Raw genomic sequence first — 19,159 nt, forward strand, 5'->3', positions numbered from 1 at the left:
GGTCATGCAGACTGATCTGATAGCTCATCTGACCCTTGCAGCACCGGAGGTTCTCCTTGCTGTCGGCGCCTTGGCACTGCTCATGATTGGCGTGTTCTCCGGCGAACGGGCGACCACGCTCGTCAACGGATTATCCGTCGCGGTGCTTATTGCGGCGCTGGCACTGGTCATCCTTTTCCCGACGAACGGCGCCGCATTCGGCGGAGCCATCGTCAATGACGGTTTCAGCCGCTTCATGAAAGTGCTGACGCTGATCGGCTCCATCGTGACGCTGATCATGTCGGTCGGTTTCGCCAAGGCGGAAAAGTTCGACAAGTTCGAATTCCCGGTCCTGATCGTGATTTCCACGCTCGGCATGCTGCTGATGGTTTCGGCCTCCAACATGCTGTCGCTCTATCTCGGCCTCGAACTGCAATCGCTGGCGCTCTATGTTCTGGCGGCGTTCAACCGCGATAGCGTCCGTTCGACGGAAGCTGGCTTGAAATACTTTGTTCTCGGTTCGCTTTCTTCGGGCATGCTGCTTTACGGCATCTCGCTCGTCTACGGTTACACCGGCCATATCGGCTTCACTGAAATCGCACAGGCCATCTCCGGTGGTCAGCGTGAACTCGGTCTGGTGTTCGGTCTCGTCTTCATTCTGGCCGGTCTGGCATTCAAGATTTCTGCAGTCCCATTCCACATGTGGACGCCGGACGTCTATGAAGGCGCGCCGACCCCAGTAACGGCATTCTTCGCTGCCGCTCCGAAGATGGCCGCCATGGCGCTTATCATCCGCGTCGTGTCGGAAGCCTTTGCTCCGGTCACCCATGACTGGCAGCAGGTGGTGATCTTCATCGCTCTGGCGTCGATGATCCTCGGTGCCTTTGCCGCTATCGGCCAGCGCAATATCAAGCGTCTGATGGCTTATTCCTCGATAAGCCATATGGGTTATGCGCTTGTTGGTCTGGCCGCCGGAACGGTGATCGGCGTGAAGGGCGTGATGATCTACATGGCGATTTATCTTGCCATGACGCTCGGCACCTTTGCATTCATTCTCGCCATGCGCACCAAGGACGGCAATGTTGAGAGCATTGAGGATCTGGCAGGTCTTTCCCGCACCAATCCGGTGCTGGCAACGATCATGACCATCTTCCTGTTCTCCCTCGCTGGAATCCCGCCGCTCGCTGGCTTCTTCGGCAAGTGGTACACCTTCCTGGCTGCCGTTGAAGCGGGGCTCTATCCGCTTGCCATCATCGGCATCGTGGCTTCGGTCGTGGGCGCCTTCTACTACCTGCGCATGATCAAGATCATGTGGTTCGACGAGCCGACGGGTGGTTTCGTTCCTGTCGCCGGCGAGCTTCGCCTTGTGCTTGGTGTGACGGGTGCCTTCGTACTCTTCTACGTCTTCCTTGCCGGTCCGATTGGTGGATTCGCCGAAGCAGCGGCCAAGACGTTCTTCTAATCAAAGCTATAGGCGGAAGCTGGGATGAGTTTTGCGCTTTCGCCTGTGGCAGCAAATGAAGGTTACCGTCTCGAAATTTTCGAGACGGTAGGTTCCACCAATGCAGTTGCCCTGGAACGGGCAGCTAGCGGTGATCCGGGCAAGCTTTGGCTTGTTACGAAGAGACAGGAAAGCGGTCGTGGAAGACGAGGCCGTGCTTGGTCTACGCCCGAGGGCAATCTCGCCTCCACGCTTCTTCTCGTTGAATCCTATGAAATGAAGACGGCGGCAACGCTTGGGTTTGTTGCAGGTTTATCGCTTGCGGATGCCCTTGACGCGGTGTTCGCTGCAGCCGGTCCTGCTTCTCCGCCGACAATAGGCCTTAAATGGCCGAACGATGTTCTGCTCAACGGCGCCAAACTCACCGGCATCCTGCTTGAATCTTCCATTCTGGCGAAGGATTTGTTCGCCATTGCTATTGGTATCGGGACCAATGTGGTCGCCTTCCCGGATGATCTGCCTTATCCGGCAACCTCATTGCGGGCGCTCGGCAGTAAATGCGATGCCGAGATGTTGTTCGCTGCCCTGTCTGATGCCTGGTCGATCAACTATCGCGTCTGGAACGAGGGGCGCGGCCTTGACGATATTCGCAAGCGCTGGCTACAACGCGCCCACGGTCTTGGCCAGCACGTTACCATGCAAGTGGAAGGCCGCATTATCGAAGGTCGTTTTGAGACGATCGACGAGATGTGCCGTTTTGTTATTCGCGAAGATGAAGGTCCGCGGGTTGCAGTAACGGCTGGCGATGTCTATTTCGGAACTGCCGCTACAATACGCAAATAATTGCTTTGTTTGTCTTGATAGGGTTGCAACAGGACAAGTTTAGGTCCAGTTGATGCCGCAAGGCTGGATTAATCACAGAGGAAATTTCATGGCCCGATCCAATACTTCGGAACTCGTCTTTCTGCCGCTCGGCGGCGTAGGCGAAATCGGCATGAATTTGGCTATGTACGGCTTCGGTCCTGCGGACAACCGTGAGTGGCTGGTTGTAGATATGGGCGTGAGCTTTGCGGGGCCGGAACAGCCGGGCGCCGATCTCATCCTGCCGGATATTCGCTATCTCGAAGCTGAAAAGCACAATCTGCGCGGCATCGTTATCACGCACGCGCATGAAGATCATTTTGGTGCCTTGCTCGATTTGTGGCCGCGCTTGAAGGTTCCAGTCTATGCGACGCCATTTACTGCTGGCCTGCTCGAAACCAAGCGGCAGTCGGAGCACGGTGCACCTGAAATTCCGATCACGATTTACAAGGCAGGCGAGAAGTTTGAAATTGGCCCCTTCAAGGTCGAGGCTGTCGCGGTAACACACTCAATTCCCGAGCCGGTTTCGCTGGCTATTACGACACCGCTCGGCACGGTCGTGCACACGGGCGACTGGAAGATGGACCCGGAACCATCGCTGGGGCCGGTTATTGATGAGGCGCGTTTCCGTGCCATCGGCGATGCGGGTGTTCTGGCACTGATCTGTGACTCCACCAATGCTTTGCGCGAGGGCGAATCTCCTTCGGAGCGCCAGGTAGGTGAAAGCCTGCGCGAGTTGATTGAGAATGCGCGTGGCCGCGTGGCCATCACAACCTTTTCTTCTAATGTCGGTCGTATCCGGTCGATTACAGAAGCAGCGCGTGACGCTGGCCGCCAGGTACTGGTGGTTGGGCGTTCGATGAAACGCGCGATCTCTGTCGCAACCGAACTTGGCTATATGGAAGGCTTGCCGGAATATCTTAGCGAAGAGGATTACGGCTATATTCCGCGCGAAAACGTGGTGATGATCCTCACCGGTAGCCAGGGTGAATCGCGTGCGGCACTCGCCAAGCTGGCACGTGACGAGATGCGCAGTCTTGCCCTTTCTCCGGGCGATACGGTGATCTACTCATCGCGCGCCATTCCGGGCAATGAAAAATCCATTCTCGATATCAAGAACCGCCTGATCGATCGCGGCATCAAGATTATCGGGGATGAGGATGCATTGGTCCATGTGTCGGGTCATCCGCGGCGCAGCGAATTGCGCCGCATGTATTCCTGGGTTCGGCCACAGATTCTGGTGCCGGTGCATGGTGAAGCCGCTCATCTGGTGGCCCAAGGGTCGCTTGGCGCGATGGAGGGCATCAAGCAGGTCGCGCAGGTGCGTGATGGCGACATGCTGCGTCTGGCGCCCGGCAAAGCTGAGATCATCGACGAGGCGCCGGTTGGCCGCATCTACAAGGATGGGAAACTGATCGGTGACGAGGAAGAGATCGGCATGGTCGAGCGCCGCAAGCTTGCCTATGTCGGCCATGTCGCTGTTTCGGTGTTGCTGGACCGCGAACACAAGATCATCGATGAGCCTGATCTCGTGACTTTCGGTGTGCCGGAAGAAAACGCGCAGGGTGACCTGTTGGAAGACATTCTGCTGGATGCGGCCATCGAGGCCATCGACAGCATTCCGCGCGTTCGCCGCAAGGATATCGAGATCGTTCGGGAATCCGTTCGCCGTGCTGTTCGCGCTGCGGCAAATGAAGCATGGGGCAAAAAGCCGGTGGTGACCGTATTCGTGAATAGGATACGTTAGTTCCACAAACTTGCAAAATGACCGGCCTGGGAGGTGCTGATGCTCGAACGCTTGAACCACGTTGCGATTGCCGTACCGGATATTGATGCCGCGGCAGCGCTTTATCGCGGCAAACTCGGCGCGAAGGTCACCGAGCCGCTGGCATTGCCTGAACATGGCGTAACCGTGGTTTTCATCGACGTCGGCAACACCAAGATCGAATTACTGGAACCGTTGGGCGAGGGGTCTCCTATCTCGGCTTTTCTGGAAAAGAACCCGTCCGGTGGGATGCACCATCTGTGTTACGAGGTCACGGATATTATTGCCGCTCGCGATCGGCTTAAGGCGGAAGGCGCGCGTATCCTTGGGGATGGCGAGCCAAAGACCGGTGCTCATGGCAAGCCGGTGTTGTTCCTGCACCCCAAGGATTTCAACGGTACGCTGATAGAACTGGAAGAGGTGTAATCATGTCTCTGGTTTCGGGAATCGCGATTTATTTCATCATCTGGTGGACGACGCTGTTCGCTCTCCTGCCTGTTGGTTTGCGCACGCAGGCAGAAGAAAACGAAGTGACTTTGGGCACCGTGGCCAGCGCGCCGGCCAAGCCGCGCATCGGCCGGGCCTTTTTACGGACAACCATCGTCGCAACACTAATCTTCCTGCTCTATTACTATATGACGCAGATCAGAGGTTTCGGCCTTGATAATATTCCGCACTTCTTCCCGGACCTGACCTGAAAGCCGGTGCGCATTCTGGTTTGAAATGAAAGGCCTGCCTAAAAAATAGGCGGGTCTTTATTTGTTTAAAGAAAAGTGGACGCGACTATCATGGGTTGTGTTGGGTACTGAGCCACTCCGCATGACGTATTGAACTTTCGACGCACGCAACCTGTTATCATGTCTGACGCTGATCCGATCGTGTATGCACTATTCTTCAAATAAATCGATTTATACTTAAGTGAAACTCACTATCTGGATGGCTGCAGGGGCATTGGGATAAATCCCACAGAATCAATGTGTTATTGAGGTGTACAAAATAGGAGTGCTGCGGAAAGCGGGGAGATTGTGCAAGTCCAAAAAAAAAGCAAGGCTTTCGCCTTGCTAATCAAATACGCGTTCGACCCGTTTCCATTTGACTGGCGGCTGCGAAAGTCGCGCCTGGATCCATCCTCCCAAGACTTTGACCGCGTGTAACCAACGGTTTTATTCCGTTGTTGCTCTTATGATGAAAAAAATAGCGAACTGCACAGCTTTTGTCACGAAAAATCTTCTGCAACGTCATATTTCTTTCGTAATTTCTCCTCGGTGAGCGTGATATATCTGTAATATATTGAAATTGAATGTGAATCTGGAGAGCGTATTCTCCGTCTCTGGTTCTTTCGGCAAGCTATTATGGTTGTGGATGGGGAAATCCGCTGTCGCGAAAGCTTTTCGGGGCGGGTTTCCAACCGGTGTATAACCCGGTAAGAAACCGACGAATATGCTTAATTTTTGCCTGATTCTTGAAGCACTCAGGCAGTCCCTCTTGATTGGTGGTTATGATGCGTCTGTCGCGGTATTTTTTGCCTATTCTGAAGGAAAACCCCAAGGAAGCGGAAATCGTCTCCCACAGGCTGATGCTGCGTTCGGGCATGATCCGTCAACAGTCGGCGGGCATCTATGCCTGGCTGCCGCTCGGTCTCAAGGTTCTCAACAAGGTTTGCGATATCATTCGCGAAGAGCAGAACCGCGCAGGTGCCAATGAAATTCTGATGCCGACCATCCAGTCCGCCGATCTTTGGCGCGAAAGCGGTCGTTATGATGCCTATGGCAAGGAAATGCTGCGCATTCAGGACCGTCAGGAGCGCGATATGCTCTTCGGTCCGACCAACGAGGAAATGGTCACAGACATTTTCCGCTCGTATGTGCGCTCCTATAAGGATCTGCCGCTCAACCTCTACCACATTCAGTGGAAGTTCCGCGACGAGGTGCGCCCACGTTTCGGCGTTATGCGTTCGCGCGAGTTCCTGATGAAAGATGCTTATTCGTTCGACCTCGACTATGAGGGCGCGAAAATGGCCTACTACCGCATGTTCGTGTCTTACCTGCGCACCTTTGCGCGTGTTGGCCTGCAGGCTATCCCGATGCGCGCCGATACGGGGCCGATTGGTGGTGATCTTAGCCACGAATTCATTATTCTGGCCGAAACCGGCGAGAGCCAGGTTTTCTGCGACAAGGCCTATCTGGATCTTGCCGTGCCGGGTGCGGACACCGATTTCCGCAACGATGCACAGTTGACCGATATCGTTAACCGCTGGACGGCGCCTTATGCGGCGACCGACGAAATGCACGATGAGGCCGACTGGGCCAAGGTCAAGCCGGAGGATCAGGTTTCGGCACGCGGTATTGAAGTCGGTCACATCTTCCATTTCGGTACGAAATATTCCGAACCGATGGGCGCGAAAGTGCAGGGCCCGGATGGCAAGGAACATCTGGTTTCCATGGGTTCCTATGGCATCGGTCCGTCGCGCCTCGTCGCGGCAGCCATCGAAGCCTTCCACGACGATGCGGGCATTATCTGGCCAAAGGCCATCGCGCCGTTCGGTGCCGGGATAGTCAACATGAAGCCGGGCGACGAAGGCTGCGACAGCGTAAGCGAGAAGATCTATGAAGCGCTGACCAAGGCAGGTGTCGATCCTCTGCTCGACGACACGGATGATCGTCCGGGCGCGAAATTTGCCACGATGGACCTGATCGGCCTGCCGACGCAGGTGATCGTCGGACCACGCGGCGTTGCCGCCGGTGAAGTCGAAATCAAGGATCGCAAGACTGGTGAGCGCCAGAACCTGAGCGTTGAAGCCGCAATCAATCTGTTGACGGCAGACGCATGAGCAGCGCGGCGGCAGCAAAATCCGGGGATCAGGCAAAGGGTGCTCAAAAGGCACCGAAGTCAGGTCCATTCTCGGCTTATGAGCGGATGATCGCGTGGCGGTATCTGCGAGCGCGCCGCCGCGAGACATTCATCTCGGTGATTGCCGGGTTTTCTTTCACTGGCATCATGCTGGGCGTGGCGACCCTTATCATCGTCATGGCGGTGATGAATGGTTTTCGCGCCGAGCTTCTTTCGCGGATTCTTGGCATCAACGGCCATCTCATCATGCAGCCGATCGATCGTCCGCTGGATGATTATGCCGATCTTATCAAGCGGATCGACGGAATTTCCGGCATCAAGTTCGCCATTCCCGTGGTGGAAGGGCAGGCGCTTGTTCAAGGAAATATCGGCGCGGGCACAGGTGCATTGGTGCGTGGCCTGCGTGAAGAGGATCTCGACAAGCTCAAGCTCGTCTCCGGGAACATCCGTCAGGGCACGCTTAAAGGTTTTGACCAGAGTGGCGGTGTCGCCATCGGAACCCGTATGGCGGAAAATCTAGGCCTTTCCATAGGTGATACGCTGCGGGTGATTTCGCCGGATGGAGATGTGACCCCGTTTGGCGTCAATCCGCGTGTGAAGGCCTATCCGATTGTCGCGATCTTCGAGATCGGCATGTCGGAATACGACTCGTCAATTGTCATGATGCCGCTTTCCGAGGCACAGCTTTTCTTCAATCAGGAAGGCAAGGTGCAGTCGCTTGAAATCTTCGTCGATAATCCTGACAAGGTCGACGCGATGCGCGCGCCTGTGGAAGAGGCTGCTGGACGCCAGCTCTCGCTTGTTGATTGGCGTCAGCGTAACCAGACGTTCTTCTCGGCGCTGGAAGTCGAGCGCAATGTAATGTTCATGATCCTGACTCTGATCGTTCTCGTGGCGGCGCTGAACATCATTTCCGGCCTCATCATGCTGGTGAAGGACAAGGGACATGACATAGCGATCCTGCGAACTATGGGCGCGACCCGTGGGGCAGTGATGCGCATATTCCTGATGACGGGCGCCGCCATCGGCGTCACTGGCACTATAGCCGGTGTTATTCTTGGTGTTGTCGTCTGCCTCAATGTCGAGCGTCTACGGGAGTTCTTCTCGTGGTTGTCGGGAACAACTCTCTTCAATCCGGAACTTTATTTCCTGAGCCAGTTGCCTGCGAAGATGGACCCTGGCGAAACGATTTCCGTTATCGTCATGGCTCTGGTGCTGTCTTTCATTGCCACCATTTTCCCGGCCTGGCGCGCTGCCAAGCTCGATCCGGTCGAAGCATTGAGGTACGAATAATGGCGGCAGAAATCATCATGCGGCTGGAGCGTGTCAGCCGCGCCTATAAAGAAGTCGACCGCGAACTGGTCATTCTGAAGGATGCCGATTTCACGCTTCGTCGCGGCGAAATGGTTGCGCTCGTTGCGCCATCGGGCGCAGGCAAGTCGACTTTGCTGCACACGGCAGGTCTCCTTGAACGTCCCGACCATGGGGATGTTTTTCTAGACGGGCGCTCTTGCAGCAAGCTTTCTGACGATGAGCGCACGGCAGTGCGCCGCAACGACGTCGGTTTCGTCTATCAGTTTCACCATCTCCTGCCGGAATTTTCCGCGCTGGAGAATGTGATGATGCCGCAGATGATACGCGGGTTGTCCAAGAAAGCCGCAGCGGAGCGTGCGCAGCAGCTTCTTGAATATATGAAGATCGGCAAGCGCGCTTCGCATCGCCCGTCTGAACTTTCCGGCGGCGAGCAGCAGCGTGTGGCCATCGCGCGGGCGGTTGCCAATGCGCCGCTCGTTCTTCTGGCGGACGAGCCGACCGGCAATCTCGATCCGACTACATCGTCTTACGTCTTCGGCGCTCTGGAAGCCCTTGTGCGTCAGTCGGGGCTTGCAGCCTTGATTGCCACCCACAATCACGAGCTCGCCCGCCGCATGGATCGTCGCGTGACGTTGAGGGACGGCAAGGTCGTAGACCTTTAAGGACCATCGGTCCAAACGCCAGCCTAATCATTTTCCAAACTTTTGAAGCCACAGGCGGATCGCATCGCCTGTGGCTCTATATTTATTATTCATAAACCATAAAGTAACTGGCGGCTCAAACAGGGTGTTGACTTCGGAACAAAAATAGAACAAAAAACAAACAGACGTGAACAAAGAGGAGTTTTCCACATGACCGATCTCGTCCACGACGTTTTGTCATTCGTCTCCGTCAGCCTGTTTGTTGCAACTTTCGCCATCTGGGTCAGTGCGATCTGAAATGACTGGGAGGGTTCTTCTGTGAACCTTTGGAATACCGGCGACGGTCTTACTGGACATCGCCGGAGCATTCCCCGAAACTGAAAGCCTCAAGCGACAGAGTCGCTTGCGACCGGAACCATTTCATTTGGCGGTCGCATCAACCGGGTGTATTTCACTCGCGTTGATCCAGTTTGATCGGGGTATAGAGAATGAGTGACGCAGCAGCAGGCAATGCAGCAAATGGCGGTGCTTTGACGCCAGGTTTTGTGCATCTGCGGGTACACTCGGCCTATTCCTTGCTGGAAGGCGCATTGCCGCTCGGCAAGATCATCAAGCAGGCGATTGCCGACGATGCGCCGGCTATCGCTGTCACAGACACCAACAATCTGTTTGGTGCTCTCGAGTTTGCGCAGAAGGCATCGAAAGATGGGTTGCAACCCATCATCGGTTGTCAGGTCGATGTTGCCTTCGGCGATCACAACGATAACGGCCGCAGCGCCAATCGTCGGGTCGCGCTTGACCTTGCTCCAATCGTGCTGCTCGCGGCAACGGAAGAGGGCTATGCGAATATCGTGCGGCTTGTCAGTCGCGCATTTCTGGAAACACCGGCAGGTGATCCGGTGCATGTTGAAGCGGGCTGGCTGCCGCCATTGTCGAAAGACGTCATTGTTCTTTCCGGCGGCGCACTGGGACCAATCGGTCGCGCCTTTGCCGCTGATCGCCCCGACAGGGCAGAGGCGCGGCTCGCTTTCCTGCGGGAAGCTTTCGGTGACAGGCTTTATGTCGAATTGCAGCGTCAGGCAGGCTACGACCGTGCGCTGGAAGCAAAAACGGTTGCGCTTGCCTATGAGATGGATTTGCCTCTCGTGGCCACCAATGAGGCCTTCTTTCTCAAGGCGGAAGATTTTGAAGCCCACGATGCGCTTCTTGCCATTGCGGAAGGTCAGATTCTCTCAAATGATGACCGCCGCCGTCTGACGCCGGACCATCATCTAAAAAGCCGGGCGGAAATGACCGCGCTTTTTGCCGATCTGCCGGAAGCGCTCGATAATACGGTCGAAATTGCGGAGCGTTGCAGTTGGTACACGCAGACCCGCAAGCCGATCCTGCCTCGCTTTACCGGCGAATCCGATGATCCGGAGGCTGCCGTTCAGGAAGAAGCCGATGAGCTTGCCCGGCAGGCGCGCGAAGGCCTGAAGATGCGCCTGGAGACCATCGGTCTCGCCGAAGGCTACACGGCAGAACAATATGCTGAACGCCTCGAATATGAGATCGGCATCATCACGCGCATGAAGTTTCCCGGCTACTTCCTGATCGTTGCGGACTTTATCAAATGGGCCAAAGCCCATGGCATTCCGGTGGGGCCGGGCCGTGGCTCGGGCGCCGGTTCGCTTGTCGCATATGCGCTGACAATTACCGACGTCGATCCTTTGCGCTTCTCGCTGCTTTTTGAACGCTTCCTGAACCCTGATCGCGTTTCGATGCCCGACTTTGATATCGACTTCTGCCAGGACCGCCGTGAAGAGGTGATCCGCTATGTGCAGGGCAAGTACGGGCGCGATCAGGTTGCGCAGATCATAACGTTTGGAACCCTTCAGGCGCGCGCCGTGCTGCGCGATGTGGGCCGTGTTCTGGAGATGCCTTACGGGCAGGTTGACCGTCTTTGCAAGCTGGTGCCGCAGAACCCGGCCAATCCGGTTTCACTGGCACAGGCCATCGAAACCGAGCCGAAGATCAATGAGGAACGCGAGAAAGAGCCGGTCGTCGGGCGGCTTCTCGATATGGCGCTCAAGCTCGAAGGGCTTTATCGTCACGCCTCGACCCACGCCGCCGGTATCGTGATCGGTGACCGTCCGTTGTCGGAATTGGTTCCGATGTATCGCGATCCGCGTTCCGACATGCCGGTCACCCAGTTCAACATGAAATGGGTCGAGCAGGCGGGACTGGTCAAGTTCGATTTTCTTGGTCTCAAGACGCTGACCGTTCTTGAAACAGCGGTCAAACTTGTGGCGCGCAAGGGCGTTGAAATCGATCTGTCCCACGTGCCGCTCGACGATGAACTGACCTATGAAATGCTGTCGCGTGGCGAAACCGTCGGCGTGTTCCAGGTTGAAAGTGCGGGCATGCGTAAGGCGCTGCTCGGCATGCGCCCGGACCGGATCGAAGACATTATTGCGCTTGTGGCGCTCTATCGTCCCGGCCCGATGGAGAATATCCCAACCTATAATGCACGTAAGAATGGCGAGGAGGAGATCGCTTCCATTCACCCGAAGATCGATCACCTGATCAAGGAAACGCAGGGCGTTATCGTTTATCAGGAACAGGTGATGCAGATCGCGCAGGTCCTTTCCGGCTATTCGCTCGGCGAAGCCGACCTTCTGCGCCGCGCCATGGGCAAGAAAATCCGCGAGGAAATGGACAAGCAGCGCGTCCGTTTCGTGGAGGGTGCGATTGAAGGCGGCGTCGACAAGGCGCAGGCCAACATGATCTTCGATCTGCTTGCCAAGTTCGCTGACTACGGCTTCAACAAGTCGCACGCCGCCGCCTACGCTATCGTCTCCTACCAGACGGCCTATATGAAGGCGCATTATCCAGTCGAGTTCATCGCCGCGTCGATGACCTACGATATGTCGAACACCGACAAGCTCAATGATTTCCGTCGCGAAGCGAACCGTCTTGGTATTGAGGTCGTCCCGCCTTCGGTGATGACTTCCTTCCGCGCATTCGAAGTCGGCGAGAAAAAGATTTTCTATTCGCTTGCCGCCATCAAGGGCGTGGGCGAGGCAGCGGTTGATCATATTGTCGATGTAAGGGCCGAAAAGCCTTTTGAAAGCCTTGAAGATTTTTGCGAGCGGGTTGATCCGCGCATCGTCAACCGGCGTGTGCTGGAAAGCCTCATCAATGCCGGGGCAATGGATTGTTTCGGTCGTGAGCGCCCGGCCATGAGTGCGGGCATGGACCGTATCATGGGCTTTGCCCAGCGCACCCAGGAGAATGCCGCAAGTGGTCAGTCCGATATTTTCGGCCTGTCAGGTGCGCCAAAGGAAAAGCTTATCCTGCCGCAGGCGGCGCCGTGGCTGCCATCGGAAATGCTGCATCGAGAGTTTCAAGCGGTCGGCTTCTATCTGTCGGCGCATCCGCTCGATGAATATCGTGACGTGCTGAACCGCATGCGTGTTCAAAGCTGGGCGGATTTTTCCGCAGCCGTGAAGCGCGGTGCCAATGCCGGTCGTCTGGCTGGAACCGTGACCGCTCGCCAGGAGCGCAAAACCCGCACCGGTAATAAAATGGGCATTGTGCAGCTCTCGGATGCCAGCGGCCAGTTCGAAGCAGTCCTGTTTTCCGAAGGGCTCGCGCAGTATCGTGATCTTCTGGAAAGCGGCAAATCGGTGGTGATCACTGTTCAGGCCGAAGATCGCCCCGAAGGTATAGGTTTGCGTATCCAGACGGTGCAGTCGCTTGAAGACGAGGCCTGTCGCATGCAGAAGGCGATGCGACTTTACTTGCGCTCGGCCGATGCGGTTCGGCATATCGCACCGCATTTCAACACGCGCGGCGACGGGCAGGTCAGCCTCATCGTCATCAAGGATAACGGTCAGCGGGAAGTCGAGATTGAGCTGCCGCATCGCTATCGGGTCAGTCCGCAGATCGCCAGCGCCATGAAATCCATTCAGGGCGTTGTGGACGTAGAGCTGGTTTAGAGCGCCGATCTGATTGGGTCAGATCGTCGCTCTCACTATTGGTTTTAACGCGCATCCCGAACACCGTTTCACACTGTTCGGGATGCGCTCTACGATAATTGAGGCAAAGCAGGGACATGCCTATTTTGCCCTCCTTTTTGCTCGAAAATCGGTGGCGATGTGGTTGTTTCACCGCCGAATTTTGTGTCGAGCACCTGTCAAAAATAGGTCGTTTTTGTGATTGTTATCAGTAGGCGGCTGTGAAACGCTTGCGAATGTGCTGGCCTTTTTCTGCCTCGTCCAGAATTGCAACAGCCAGATCGGCAACTGAAATCTTGCTTTCACCCTTGGCGTCGAAAACGGGTTCGTCGCCGCCAAGACGGTATTTTCCGGTGCGTTCGCCCGGCTGAAGAATGATCGCCGGTGACACAAACGACCATTCCAATTCCTTCTCGCCGCGCAAGTCTTCGAGCGCCTGGCGGGCACCAAGCGCACCTTCTTTCCATTCGGCAGGGAATTCAGGCGAGTCGACCAACTGGTTCCCGTCGATCGAAAGGCTGCCGGCGCCGCCCACTGCTATAAGACGCTTTACGCCTGCCTTTTTGGTGGCTTCGGTGATGGAGCGGCTGCCATTGATGTGGTTTTCGCGGATGTTCTTGTCGGCCCAGCCTGGATTGTAGGCAGAGATTACAATGTCATGCCCCACGAGCTGACTTGCGAGTGCTTCAGTATCGAACACGTCAGCCTTTACCGGCGTCACATGAGGAAGTTTTTCGACTTTCTCCGGGTGGCGAACAAGCGCTGTAATCCGGTCGCCGCGGGCAGCGGCTTCCTTGAGGATTGCAGCGCCCACAAAGCCTGTTGCGCCGATCAGTGCGATCTTAGTCATGGCATTCTCCTATTCAACCTTCTCGTATCGAACGAATTAAGGTATGTTTCATAATCAGGTTATTTCTGATAACTACATATGTGGTGCCATCGTGCTTGTGAAGAACGCACTTTTACATGAGCAGGATACATGGAAGTAACCGCTATAAAAGCAAGCTTCAGAGCGGCTCCAGCGGATACGGTACCGTAGGATCGCTCTCGCTGCTTGTTTCAGGCATTACCCGGCAAACGCTTGTCCTGGAGAAAAAGATGACAATACCGACACGTCCAGATGGCAAGACGCCGTTGCTTTCCTCGACACCTGCTTTCAAAACCGATGAGGACGGCGCCTGTCCGATCCGCGAAGTACTGGACCGAGTGGGGGACACGTGGAGTATTCTTGTTATTTTCAATCTTCAGGAAGGCTCCATGCGTTTCAATGCGTTACGACGAACGATTGAGGGTATTTCTCAACGTATGCTGACCGTTACGCTGCGGTCGCTGGAACGGGATGGCCTCGTGTCTCGGCATGTTCGCCCGACATCTCCGCCGGAGGTGGAATATTCTCTCACCGAACTTGGACATTCTCTGGCGGTGCCGATTGATGTGCTGGGGCAATGGGCCGTCAGGAATCGCGATTTGCTTCGCGACGCGCGATCACGTTTTGATGGAGGCGTCGAATAGAAAGGAACCGGCGTCACTCCATTTGCGTTTGGCTTTCAAACAGGAGAAAGTCTGATGCCCGCAAAATCCCAGGCTCAACAGAAGGCCGCCGGTGCTGCACTTGCTGCCAAGCGCGGTGAAATCAAGAAAAGCGAACTCTTCGGTGCGTCGAAGGAAATGTTTGAATCGATGACCGAGAAGGAACTGGAAGAGTTTGCCGAAACCAAGCGCAAAGGCTTGCCGGAACACGTAGACGACAAGAAAAAACACTGAACGGAATTGGCGAGTGCCAGATGGCACTCGCCGCAAATAACAAAACGATTACTTGCTCGCTTTGTTTGGCTTAAGCTCGATTGCTTTCAGTTTGCCGCTGGTGATACCGCAGCGCAACGTGATACTGTCCCACTTCGCGGAAGCACCCTTGGCGCGTGCTTCTCCGGGGACCGAGATAACAGCGGAAACCTTGCGCGGGTCATTTGTGCTGAATTTTGAAGATTTATCATTGGTTTCAGCCGAAGAAATATCATCCTTGGTGAAGCCGAGACGGTCATACTTCTTGCTTTTCTTCACGTAATCATAGGCGCTGGCAATGCAGTCAGCGACTTGCGGAGCCGCCTGCTGATCTTTCACCAATGTCTGGTAATTGCCCGTAAAATCCTTCGTTCTTTTCGGAACTGCATCGGCATGGGCTGCGGCGGAAAAGCCAAGCGCGAAAATTGCGGAAACAATAAATTTGGTCGATTTCATGCCCAATGTCCTTCTGGAAACCGTCACTCGCAAACGAGAGACGGGATTGAATCGATAATGAAATAGAGACTACTGACGTGATTCTGATTTTTTTATGAATTTCCAACGCTTACGACGATATCCTACTGGCAGATACGTGCAAGACAGGATTTGCCGTGACACCCCTGATCGAGGTGCATGTTGGTGCGATGGGCTGCATCGCCTTCCGGGCCGATGACCGTCATAAAAAGCTTGCAGCTTGCGCTATGTACTGCGCGCCAGAAGGCCTTTTCCTTGTCGGAGCCGTTCCATCCGCTTTCAAGTTCCGTCTTGCTGCCGTCCGAAAACTTGAACGACATGATGTCGAGCGCATTGGCAAAAGCATGTTCGGACACCCGTCCTGTGGAAGCGCCGTTGACCTTCCGGCACTGGTAATCCGAGCCGGTGCCGATTTCCGAGATATTCAAATCCGGACCGTAAACATCCTTGGCGGCTTTGGTTACCTCGCTGCTCCATTCAGCCAGCGTGACAGCCATGGCGCAATTTGTAGTGACGGCATTGGCGAATTTCAAAGGATTGTCCTTGCCAATGGCGGATAGGGACAAAGGAGAGTGGGCGCCGCATTGCTCGCCATCCTCGATCGGAGGTAGCAGCTTGCCCGTAACATCGCCGGAGATCAGTGCCGGGCAGGATACCTGATAGACACGCTCGTCCTTTTCCGGCTTTGGCGGTTCTGCCTCTGTCGGAGTGGAAGGGCCAGGCTTGGCCAGCGGTTGCTTTTCGGGCTCTGCTTCCGGCTTTGCCGTTGGAACGGGTGGAGTTTCCGGTTGCGGAGCCTTGTTTTCGGTATCCTCCGGGCGCGGAGCAGGCATCGGAACGGGGATTGTGAGGCCGGGAACGGGTTTACTCTCGGCGTTTGCCGGGACAGGTTCCCGCTGTTTTGTTGTCTGCTGTTTCGGAGCCGGTTTCTTCTGGCTGCGCTTTGCCGCCGGGCGTTTACGATGTTTTTTTGCCTTTTGGGCGTCCTGCTTCAGAATGTGTTCGATGAAAGTTTGCGCCTGTGCCTCATCGGAATCGATGCCGGAAAAACACGGCGTCGCGACAAGGCTGAGCGTAATCAGAGTGGTGAATGCACCCTTGCCGGGCAGGAAAAAAGACAAAGCCATTGACGCCTCATGAATAGCAGTTCCGTCATGCCCAATGTTGAGACACGCCATGGCGTTCCTTCACGCTTGATGGCAGGTCGTAGCAAATGGTAGGGAACAGACCTTGCGGGCCAGTATTTCAGGCTTTTTCGGCTGCTGGCGCTTGACAAGACAACGGCTGCATGACTAAAAGCCGCCCATCGCTGGTGCGTTTCGTGCCGGCGTTTCATTTGACGTGTCCCGTGGATGAAGATTGCGCTCGCGCGCTTCATCCTGTCAGTCTTCCGAAAGGAGGGCAGAGGAGGGCGCGTTTCCTCCAGCGCCTCCGGGCGCTATAACATTTTGAAGGAAATGCGATGAGCAAGCGCGAATCCGCTAAGTACAAAATTGATCGCCGTCTTGGCGAAAACATCTGGGGCCGTCCGAAGTCCCCTGTAAACCGTCGTGAATATGGCCCGGGTCAGCACGGTCAGCGCCGCAAGGGCAAGCTGTCGGACTTCGGTGTGCAGCTTCGCGCAAAGCAGAAGCTCAAGGGTTTCTACGGCGACATCTCCGAAAAGCAGTTCCGCAAGACGTACGAAGAAGCCGCTCGTCGCAAGGGCGACACCGGTGAAAACCTGATCGGTCTGCTGGAATCGCGTCTTGACGCTGTTGTGTACCGCGCCAAGTTCGTTCCGACGATCTTCGCTGCGCGTCAGTTCATTAACCACGGCCACGTGAATGTGAACGGCCGCCGCGTCAACATCCAGTCCTACCGCCTGAAGGTCGGTGACGTTGTTGAAGTTCGCGAAAAGTCGAAGCAGCTGGTTATCGTTCTCGAAGCTGTTCAGCTCGCAGAACGTGATGTTCCAGACTACATCGAAGTTGATCACAACAAGATGGTTGCGACCTACTCCCGCGTTCCGACCCTGACCGACGTGCCTTACGCTGTTCAGATGGAACCGAACCTCGTCGTCGAATTCTATTCGCGTTAATTTCCAGGCGCGCTCTGGCGCGCCGGAACTATGCCGAAATCGAAAAGCCGCGCTGTATATGCAGCGCGGCTTTTTCTTTGAGCATTTCAAGCAGAAATGCGAAGCAGTCCTGCGTCTTTCGTCAACAAATGTTGTTTCGCGGTTTTCCCCGCCGCCAGTTTTCGCTATTAAGCCTTCAACATCTTCAATCGTTTTTCGGGAAGCATCATGAACGCTTTCGATCCAGATATCGCGGAAGGCGCAGGCAGCGACGGCTGCCACGCGCTTTTTCGCGATGTGCCGACCACGGTCGAGTTCAACAAGCTGCGCAAACGTCTTCTGCGTCTGACGCGGCAGGCTATCGAGGATTTCTCGATGGTAAAGCCCGGCGAGCGCTGGATGGTCTGCCTATCCGGCGGCAAGGATTCCTACGGTCTGCTTGCACTCTTGCTCGATCTTAAATGGCGCGGTTTGCTGCCGGTCGAGTTGCTGGCAGTCAATCTGGATCAGGGGCAGCCGAACTTTCCCAAGCACATTCTGCCGGACTTTCTGAAACGGTATGAAATCGAGCATCGCATCGAATATCAGGACACTTATTCGATCGTCACCGACAAGCTGCCCGAAACCAGCACCTACTGCTCGCTCTGCTCGCGGTTGCGCCGTGGAAACCTTTATCGCATCGCGCGTGAAGAGGGATGCTCGGCGATTGTTCTTGGTCATCACCGGGAAGATATTCTCGAAACCTTTTTCATGAATCTGTTCCATGGCGGGCGTCTGGCTGCAATGCCGCCGAAGCTGCTGAACGATGAAGGAGACCTGATGGTTTTTCGCCCGCTGGCTTATGCGGCGGAGGACGATCTGGAGAAATTTGCGACTGCAATGCAGTTCCCAATCATTCCATGTGACCTGTGTGGCAGCCAGGAAGGGCTTCAGCGCAATGCGATGAAAGCCATGCTGACCGACATTGAGAAGCGTATGCCGGGGCGTAAGGACACGATGATCCGCGCTATGACCAATGTTCGTCCGAGCCATCTGCTCGATCGCAAGTTGTTCGATTTTGCAGGATTGACGCCAAATGGCGAGGGAGAGGGTGACCATGCGGTTTGATGAAGGGCAAATGGACTGGCTGGCCGATTTGCTGGCCGATGCGGCGCGTCAGGAAATCATGCCCCGTTTCCGCAGGCTGGAAGTCGGTGATATCCGGCAGAAGACTTCCCCCGCCGATCTGGTGACGGAGGCGGATGTGAACGCTGAACGTTTGATCGCCGCCAGACTCAAGGAGCGCTTTGCCGATGCGGTGATCGTCGGCGAGGAAGCCTGCTCTGACAATCCAGCATTGCTGGCCGGTCTCGACGATGCGGACCTTGCCTTCACCATTGATCCAGTCGATGGCACTTTCAACTTTGCATCCGGCGTGCCGCTCTTTGGCGTCATGCTTGCGGTGGTGTCGAAAGGCGAAACCGTGGCCGGTATCATTCATGATCCCGTCGGCAATGACTGGATTATGGCTTCCAAGGGTGGTGGAAGCTATATTCGCCATGCCCGTGGAGATGTGACCAAGGTCAGCGTTGCTGAACCGGCTTCAATCAACCAGATGACCGGCTCGATTTCCTGGCAATACACCGCTGAGCCGATGCGATCGCGTCTGGCGCGCAATCATACGAAGTTTCTGTCGCAGATCGGCTATCGTTGTGCCGCGCACGAATATCGCATCATTGCAACCGGCGGGGCGCATTTCGCTGTCTACAACAAGCTGATGCCTTGGGATCATCTGCCGGGCGCCCTGATCCATCAGGAAGCGGGCGGCTATCTCGCCCGCTGGGACGGAAGCGATTATCGGCCGTCTCACACCGGCGGGGGGCTGCTCGTGGCACCAAGCAGGGACAGTTGGCAGTCCATTCAGGCCGCGCTCTGGGAAGAATAAAGCTGATTAACGACAATATGCAAAGGCCCGCCATACTGGCGGGCCTTTCCTGTTTTGCATGGCAAGATTGA

General features: G+C 55.7%; 17 protein-coding genes. 14 read left to right on the top strand and 3 right to left on the bottom strand.

What is annotated here, in order from left to right:
* The first annotated feature begins 4 nt into the window (after nt 1-4).
* From nuoN to dnaE, 9 genes are all read left to right on the top strand, one after another.
* A complete protein-coding gene (gene nuoN / locus FJQ48_RS14355; RefSeq protein ID WP_139975677.1) occupies nt 5-1,441 on the top strand; it encodes an NADH-quinone oxidoreductase subunit NuoN in 1,437 nt (478 codons plus the stop codon).
* A 24-nt stretch (nt 1,442-1,465) separates the two neighbouring features.
* Nucleotides 1,466-2,263, top strand: a complete 798-nt coding sequence (locus tag FJQ48_RS14360; RefSeq protein ID WP_139975678.1) for a biotin--[acetyl-CoA-carboxylase] ligase — start codon at nt 1,466-1,468, stop codon at nt 2,261-2,263.
* A gap of 88 nt (nt 2,264-2,351) precedes the next feature.
* Nucleotides 2,352-4,028 carry a ribonuclease J gene (locus tag FJQ48_RS14365; protein WP_139975679.1) on the top strand — a complete coding sequence of 559 codons (1,677 nt, stop codon included), beginning with the start codon at nt 2,352-2,354 and terminating at the stop codon, nt 4,026-4,028.
* A gap of 39 nt (nt 4,029-4,067) precedes the next feature.
* The gene (gene mce, locus FJQ48_RS14370) at nt 4,068-4,472 is read left to right on the top strand and encodes a methylmalonyl-CoA epimerase (RefSeq protein WP_139975680.1); all 405 of its coding nucleotides are present in this window, start codon (nt 4,068-4,070) and stop codon (nt 4,470-4,472) included.
* A gap of 2 nt (nt 4,473-4,474) precedes the next feature.
* Nucleotides 4,475-4,744, top strand: coding sequence for a DUF1467 family protein (locus tag FJQ48_RS14375; protein WP_139975681.1), 270 nt, complete (start codon nt 4,475-4,477; stop codon nt 4,742-4,744).
* Between the two features lie 803 nt (nt 4,745-5,547).
* The gene (gene proS / locus FJQ48_RS14385) at nt 5,548-6,876 is read left to right on the top strand and encodes a proline--tRNA ligase (RefSeq protein WP_139976299.1); all 1,329 of its coding nucleotides are present in this window, start codon (nt 5,548-5,550) and stop codon (nt 6,874-6,876) included.
* Nucleotides 6,873-8,189, top strand: coding sequence for a lipoprotein-releasing ABC transporter permease subunit (locus FJQ48_RS14390; protein ID WP_139975683.1), 1,317 nt, complete (start codon nt 6,873-6,875; stop codon nt 8,187-8,189). Before proS ends, FJQ48_RS14390 begins: the two co-directional genes overlap by 4 nt.
* On the top strand, nt 8,189-8,872 hold the full coding sequence (locus FJQ48_RS14395; RefSeq protein WP_139975684.1) for an ABC transporter ATP-binding protein: 684 nt from the start codon (nt 8,189-8,191) through the stop codon (nt 8,870-8,872). The genes FJQ48_RS14390 and FJQ48_RS14395 overlap by 1 nt, the downstream gene beginning before the upstream one ends.
* Before the next feature lie 467 nt (nt 8,873-9,339).
* Nucleotides 9,340-12,831 (top strand): DNA polymerase III subunit alpha, encoded by a 3,492-nt coding sequence (gene dnaE, locus FJQ48_RS14400; RefSeq protein WP_139975685.1) that lies wholly within the window; start codon nt 9,340-9,342, stop codon nt 12,829-12,831.
* 226 nt (nt 12,832-13,057) lie between these two features.
* Here the strand turns inward: dnaE and FJQ48_RS14405 are convergent, their stop codons facing one another.
* Nucleotides 13,058-13,699 (bottom strand): NAD(P)-dependent oxidoreductase, encoded by a 642-nt coding sequence (locus FJQ48_RS14405; RefSeq protein ID WP_139975686.1) that lies wholly within the window; start codon nt 13,697-13,699, stop codon nt 13,058-13,060.
* A 248-nt stretch (nt 13,700-13,947) separates the two neighbouring features.
* Here FJQ48_RS14405 and FJQ48_RS14410 point away from each other — a divergent pair, with 248 nt between their 5' ends.
* Nucleotides 13,948-14,361, top strand: a complete 414-nt coding sequence (locus FJQ48_RS14410) for a helix-turn-helix domain-containing protein (RefSeq protein ID WP_139975687.1) — start codon at nt 13,948-13,950, stop codon at nt 14,359-14,361.
* Between the two features lie 54 nt (nt 14,362-14,415).
* The gene (locus FJQ48_RS14415) at nt 14,416-14,613 is read left to right on the top strand and encodes a DUF3008 family protein (protein WP_139975688.1); all 198 of its coding nucleotides are present in this window, start codon (nt 14,416-14,418) and stop codon (nt 14,611-14,613) included.
* Between the two features lie 48 nt (nt 14,614-14,661).
* On the opposite strand, the gene FJQ48_RS14420 is transcribed toward FJQ48_RS14415, so the two are convergent.
* Both FJQ48_RS14420 and FJQ48_RS14425 read right to left on the bottom strand, forming a co-directional pair.
* Complete coding sequence (locus tag FJQ48_RS14420; protein WP_139975689.1) at nt 14,662-15,087, bottom strand: hypothetical protein; 426 nt, start codon at nt 15,085-15,087, stop codon at nt 14,662-14,664.
* A 122-nt stretch (nt 15,088-15,209) separates the two neighbouring features.
* Nucleotides 15,210-16,232, bottom strand: coding sequence for an extensin family protein (locus FJQ48_RS14425; RefSeq protein WP_139975690.1), 1,023 nt, complete (start codon nt 16,230-16,232; stop codon nt 15,210-15,212).
* 335 nt (nt 16,233-16,567) lie between these two features.
* On the opposite strand from FJQ48_RS14425, the gene rpsD reads away from it, so the two are divergent.
* The 3 genes from rpsD (at nt 16,568) to FJQ48_RS14440 (ending at nt 19,088) form a co-directional block, all read left to right on the top strand.
* The gene (gene rpsD / locus FJQ48_RS14430; protein WP_139975691.1) at nt 16,568-17,185 is read left to right on the top strand and encodes a 30S ribosomal protein S4; all 618 of its coding nucleotides are present in this window, start codon (nt 16,568-16,570) and stop codon (nt 17,183-17,185) included.
* 207 nt (nt 17,186-17,392) lie between these two features.
* Nucleotides 17,393-18,271 carry a tRNA 2-thiocytidine(32) synthetase TtcA gene (gene ttcA / locus FJQ48_RS14435; RefSeq protein WP_139975692.1) on the top strand — a complete coding sequence of 293 codons (879 nt, stop codon included), beginning with the start codon at nt 17,393-17,395 and terminating at the stop codon, nt 18,269-18,271.
* Nucleotides 18,261-19,088: an inositol monophosphatase family protein gene (locus FJQ48_RS14440; protein ID WP_139975693.1), complete on the top strand. Its 828-nt coding sequence runs from the start codon at nt 18,261-18,263 to the stop codon at nt 19,086-19,088. Before ttcA ends, FJQ48_RS14440 begins: the two co-directional genes overlap by 11 nt.
* Nucleotides 19,089-19,159: the final 71 nt, after the last annotated feature.

This window comes from Ochrobactrum sp. CGA5, assembly GCF_006345815.1.
GTDB lineage: Bacteria > Pseudomonadota > Alphaproteobacteria > Rhizobiales > Rhizobiaceae > Brucella.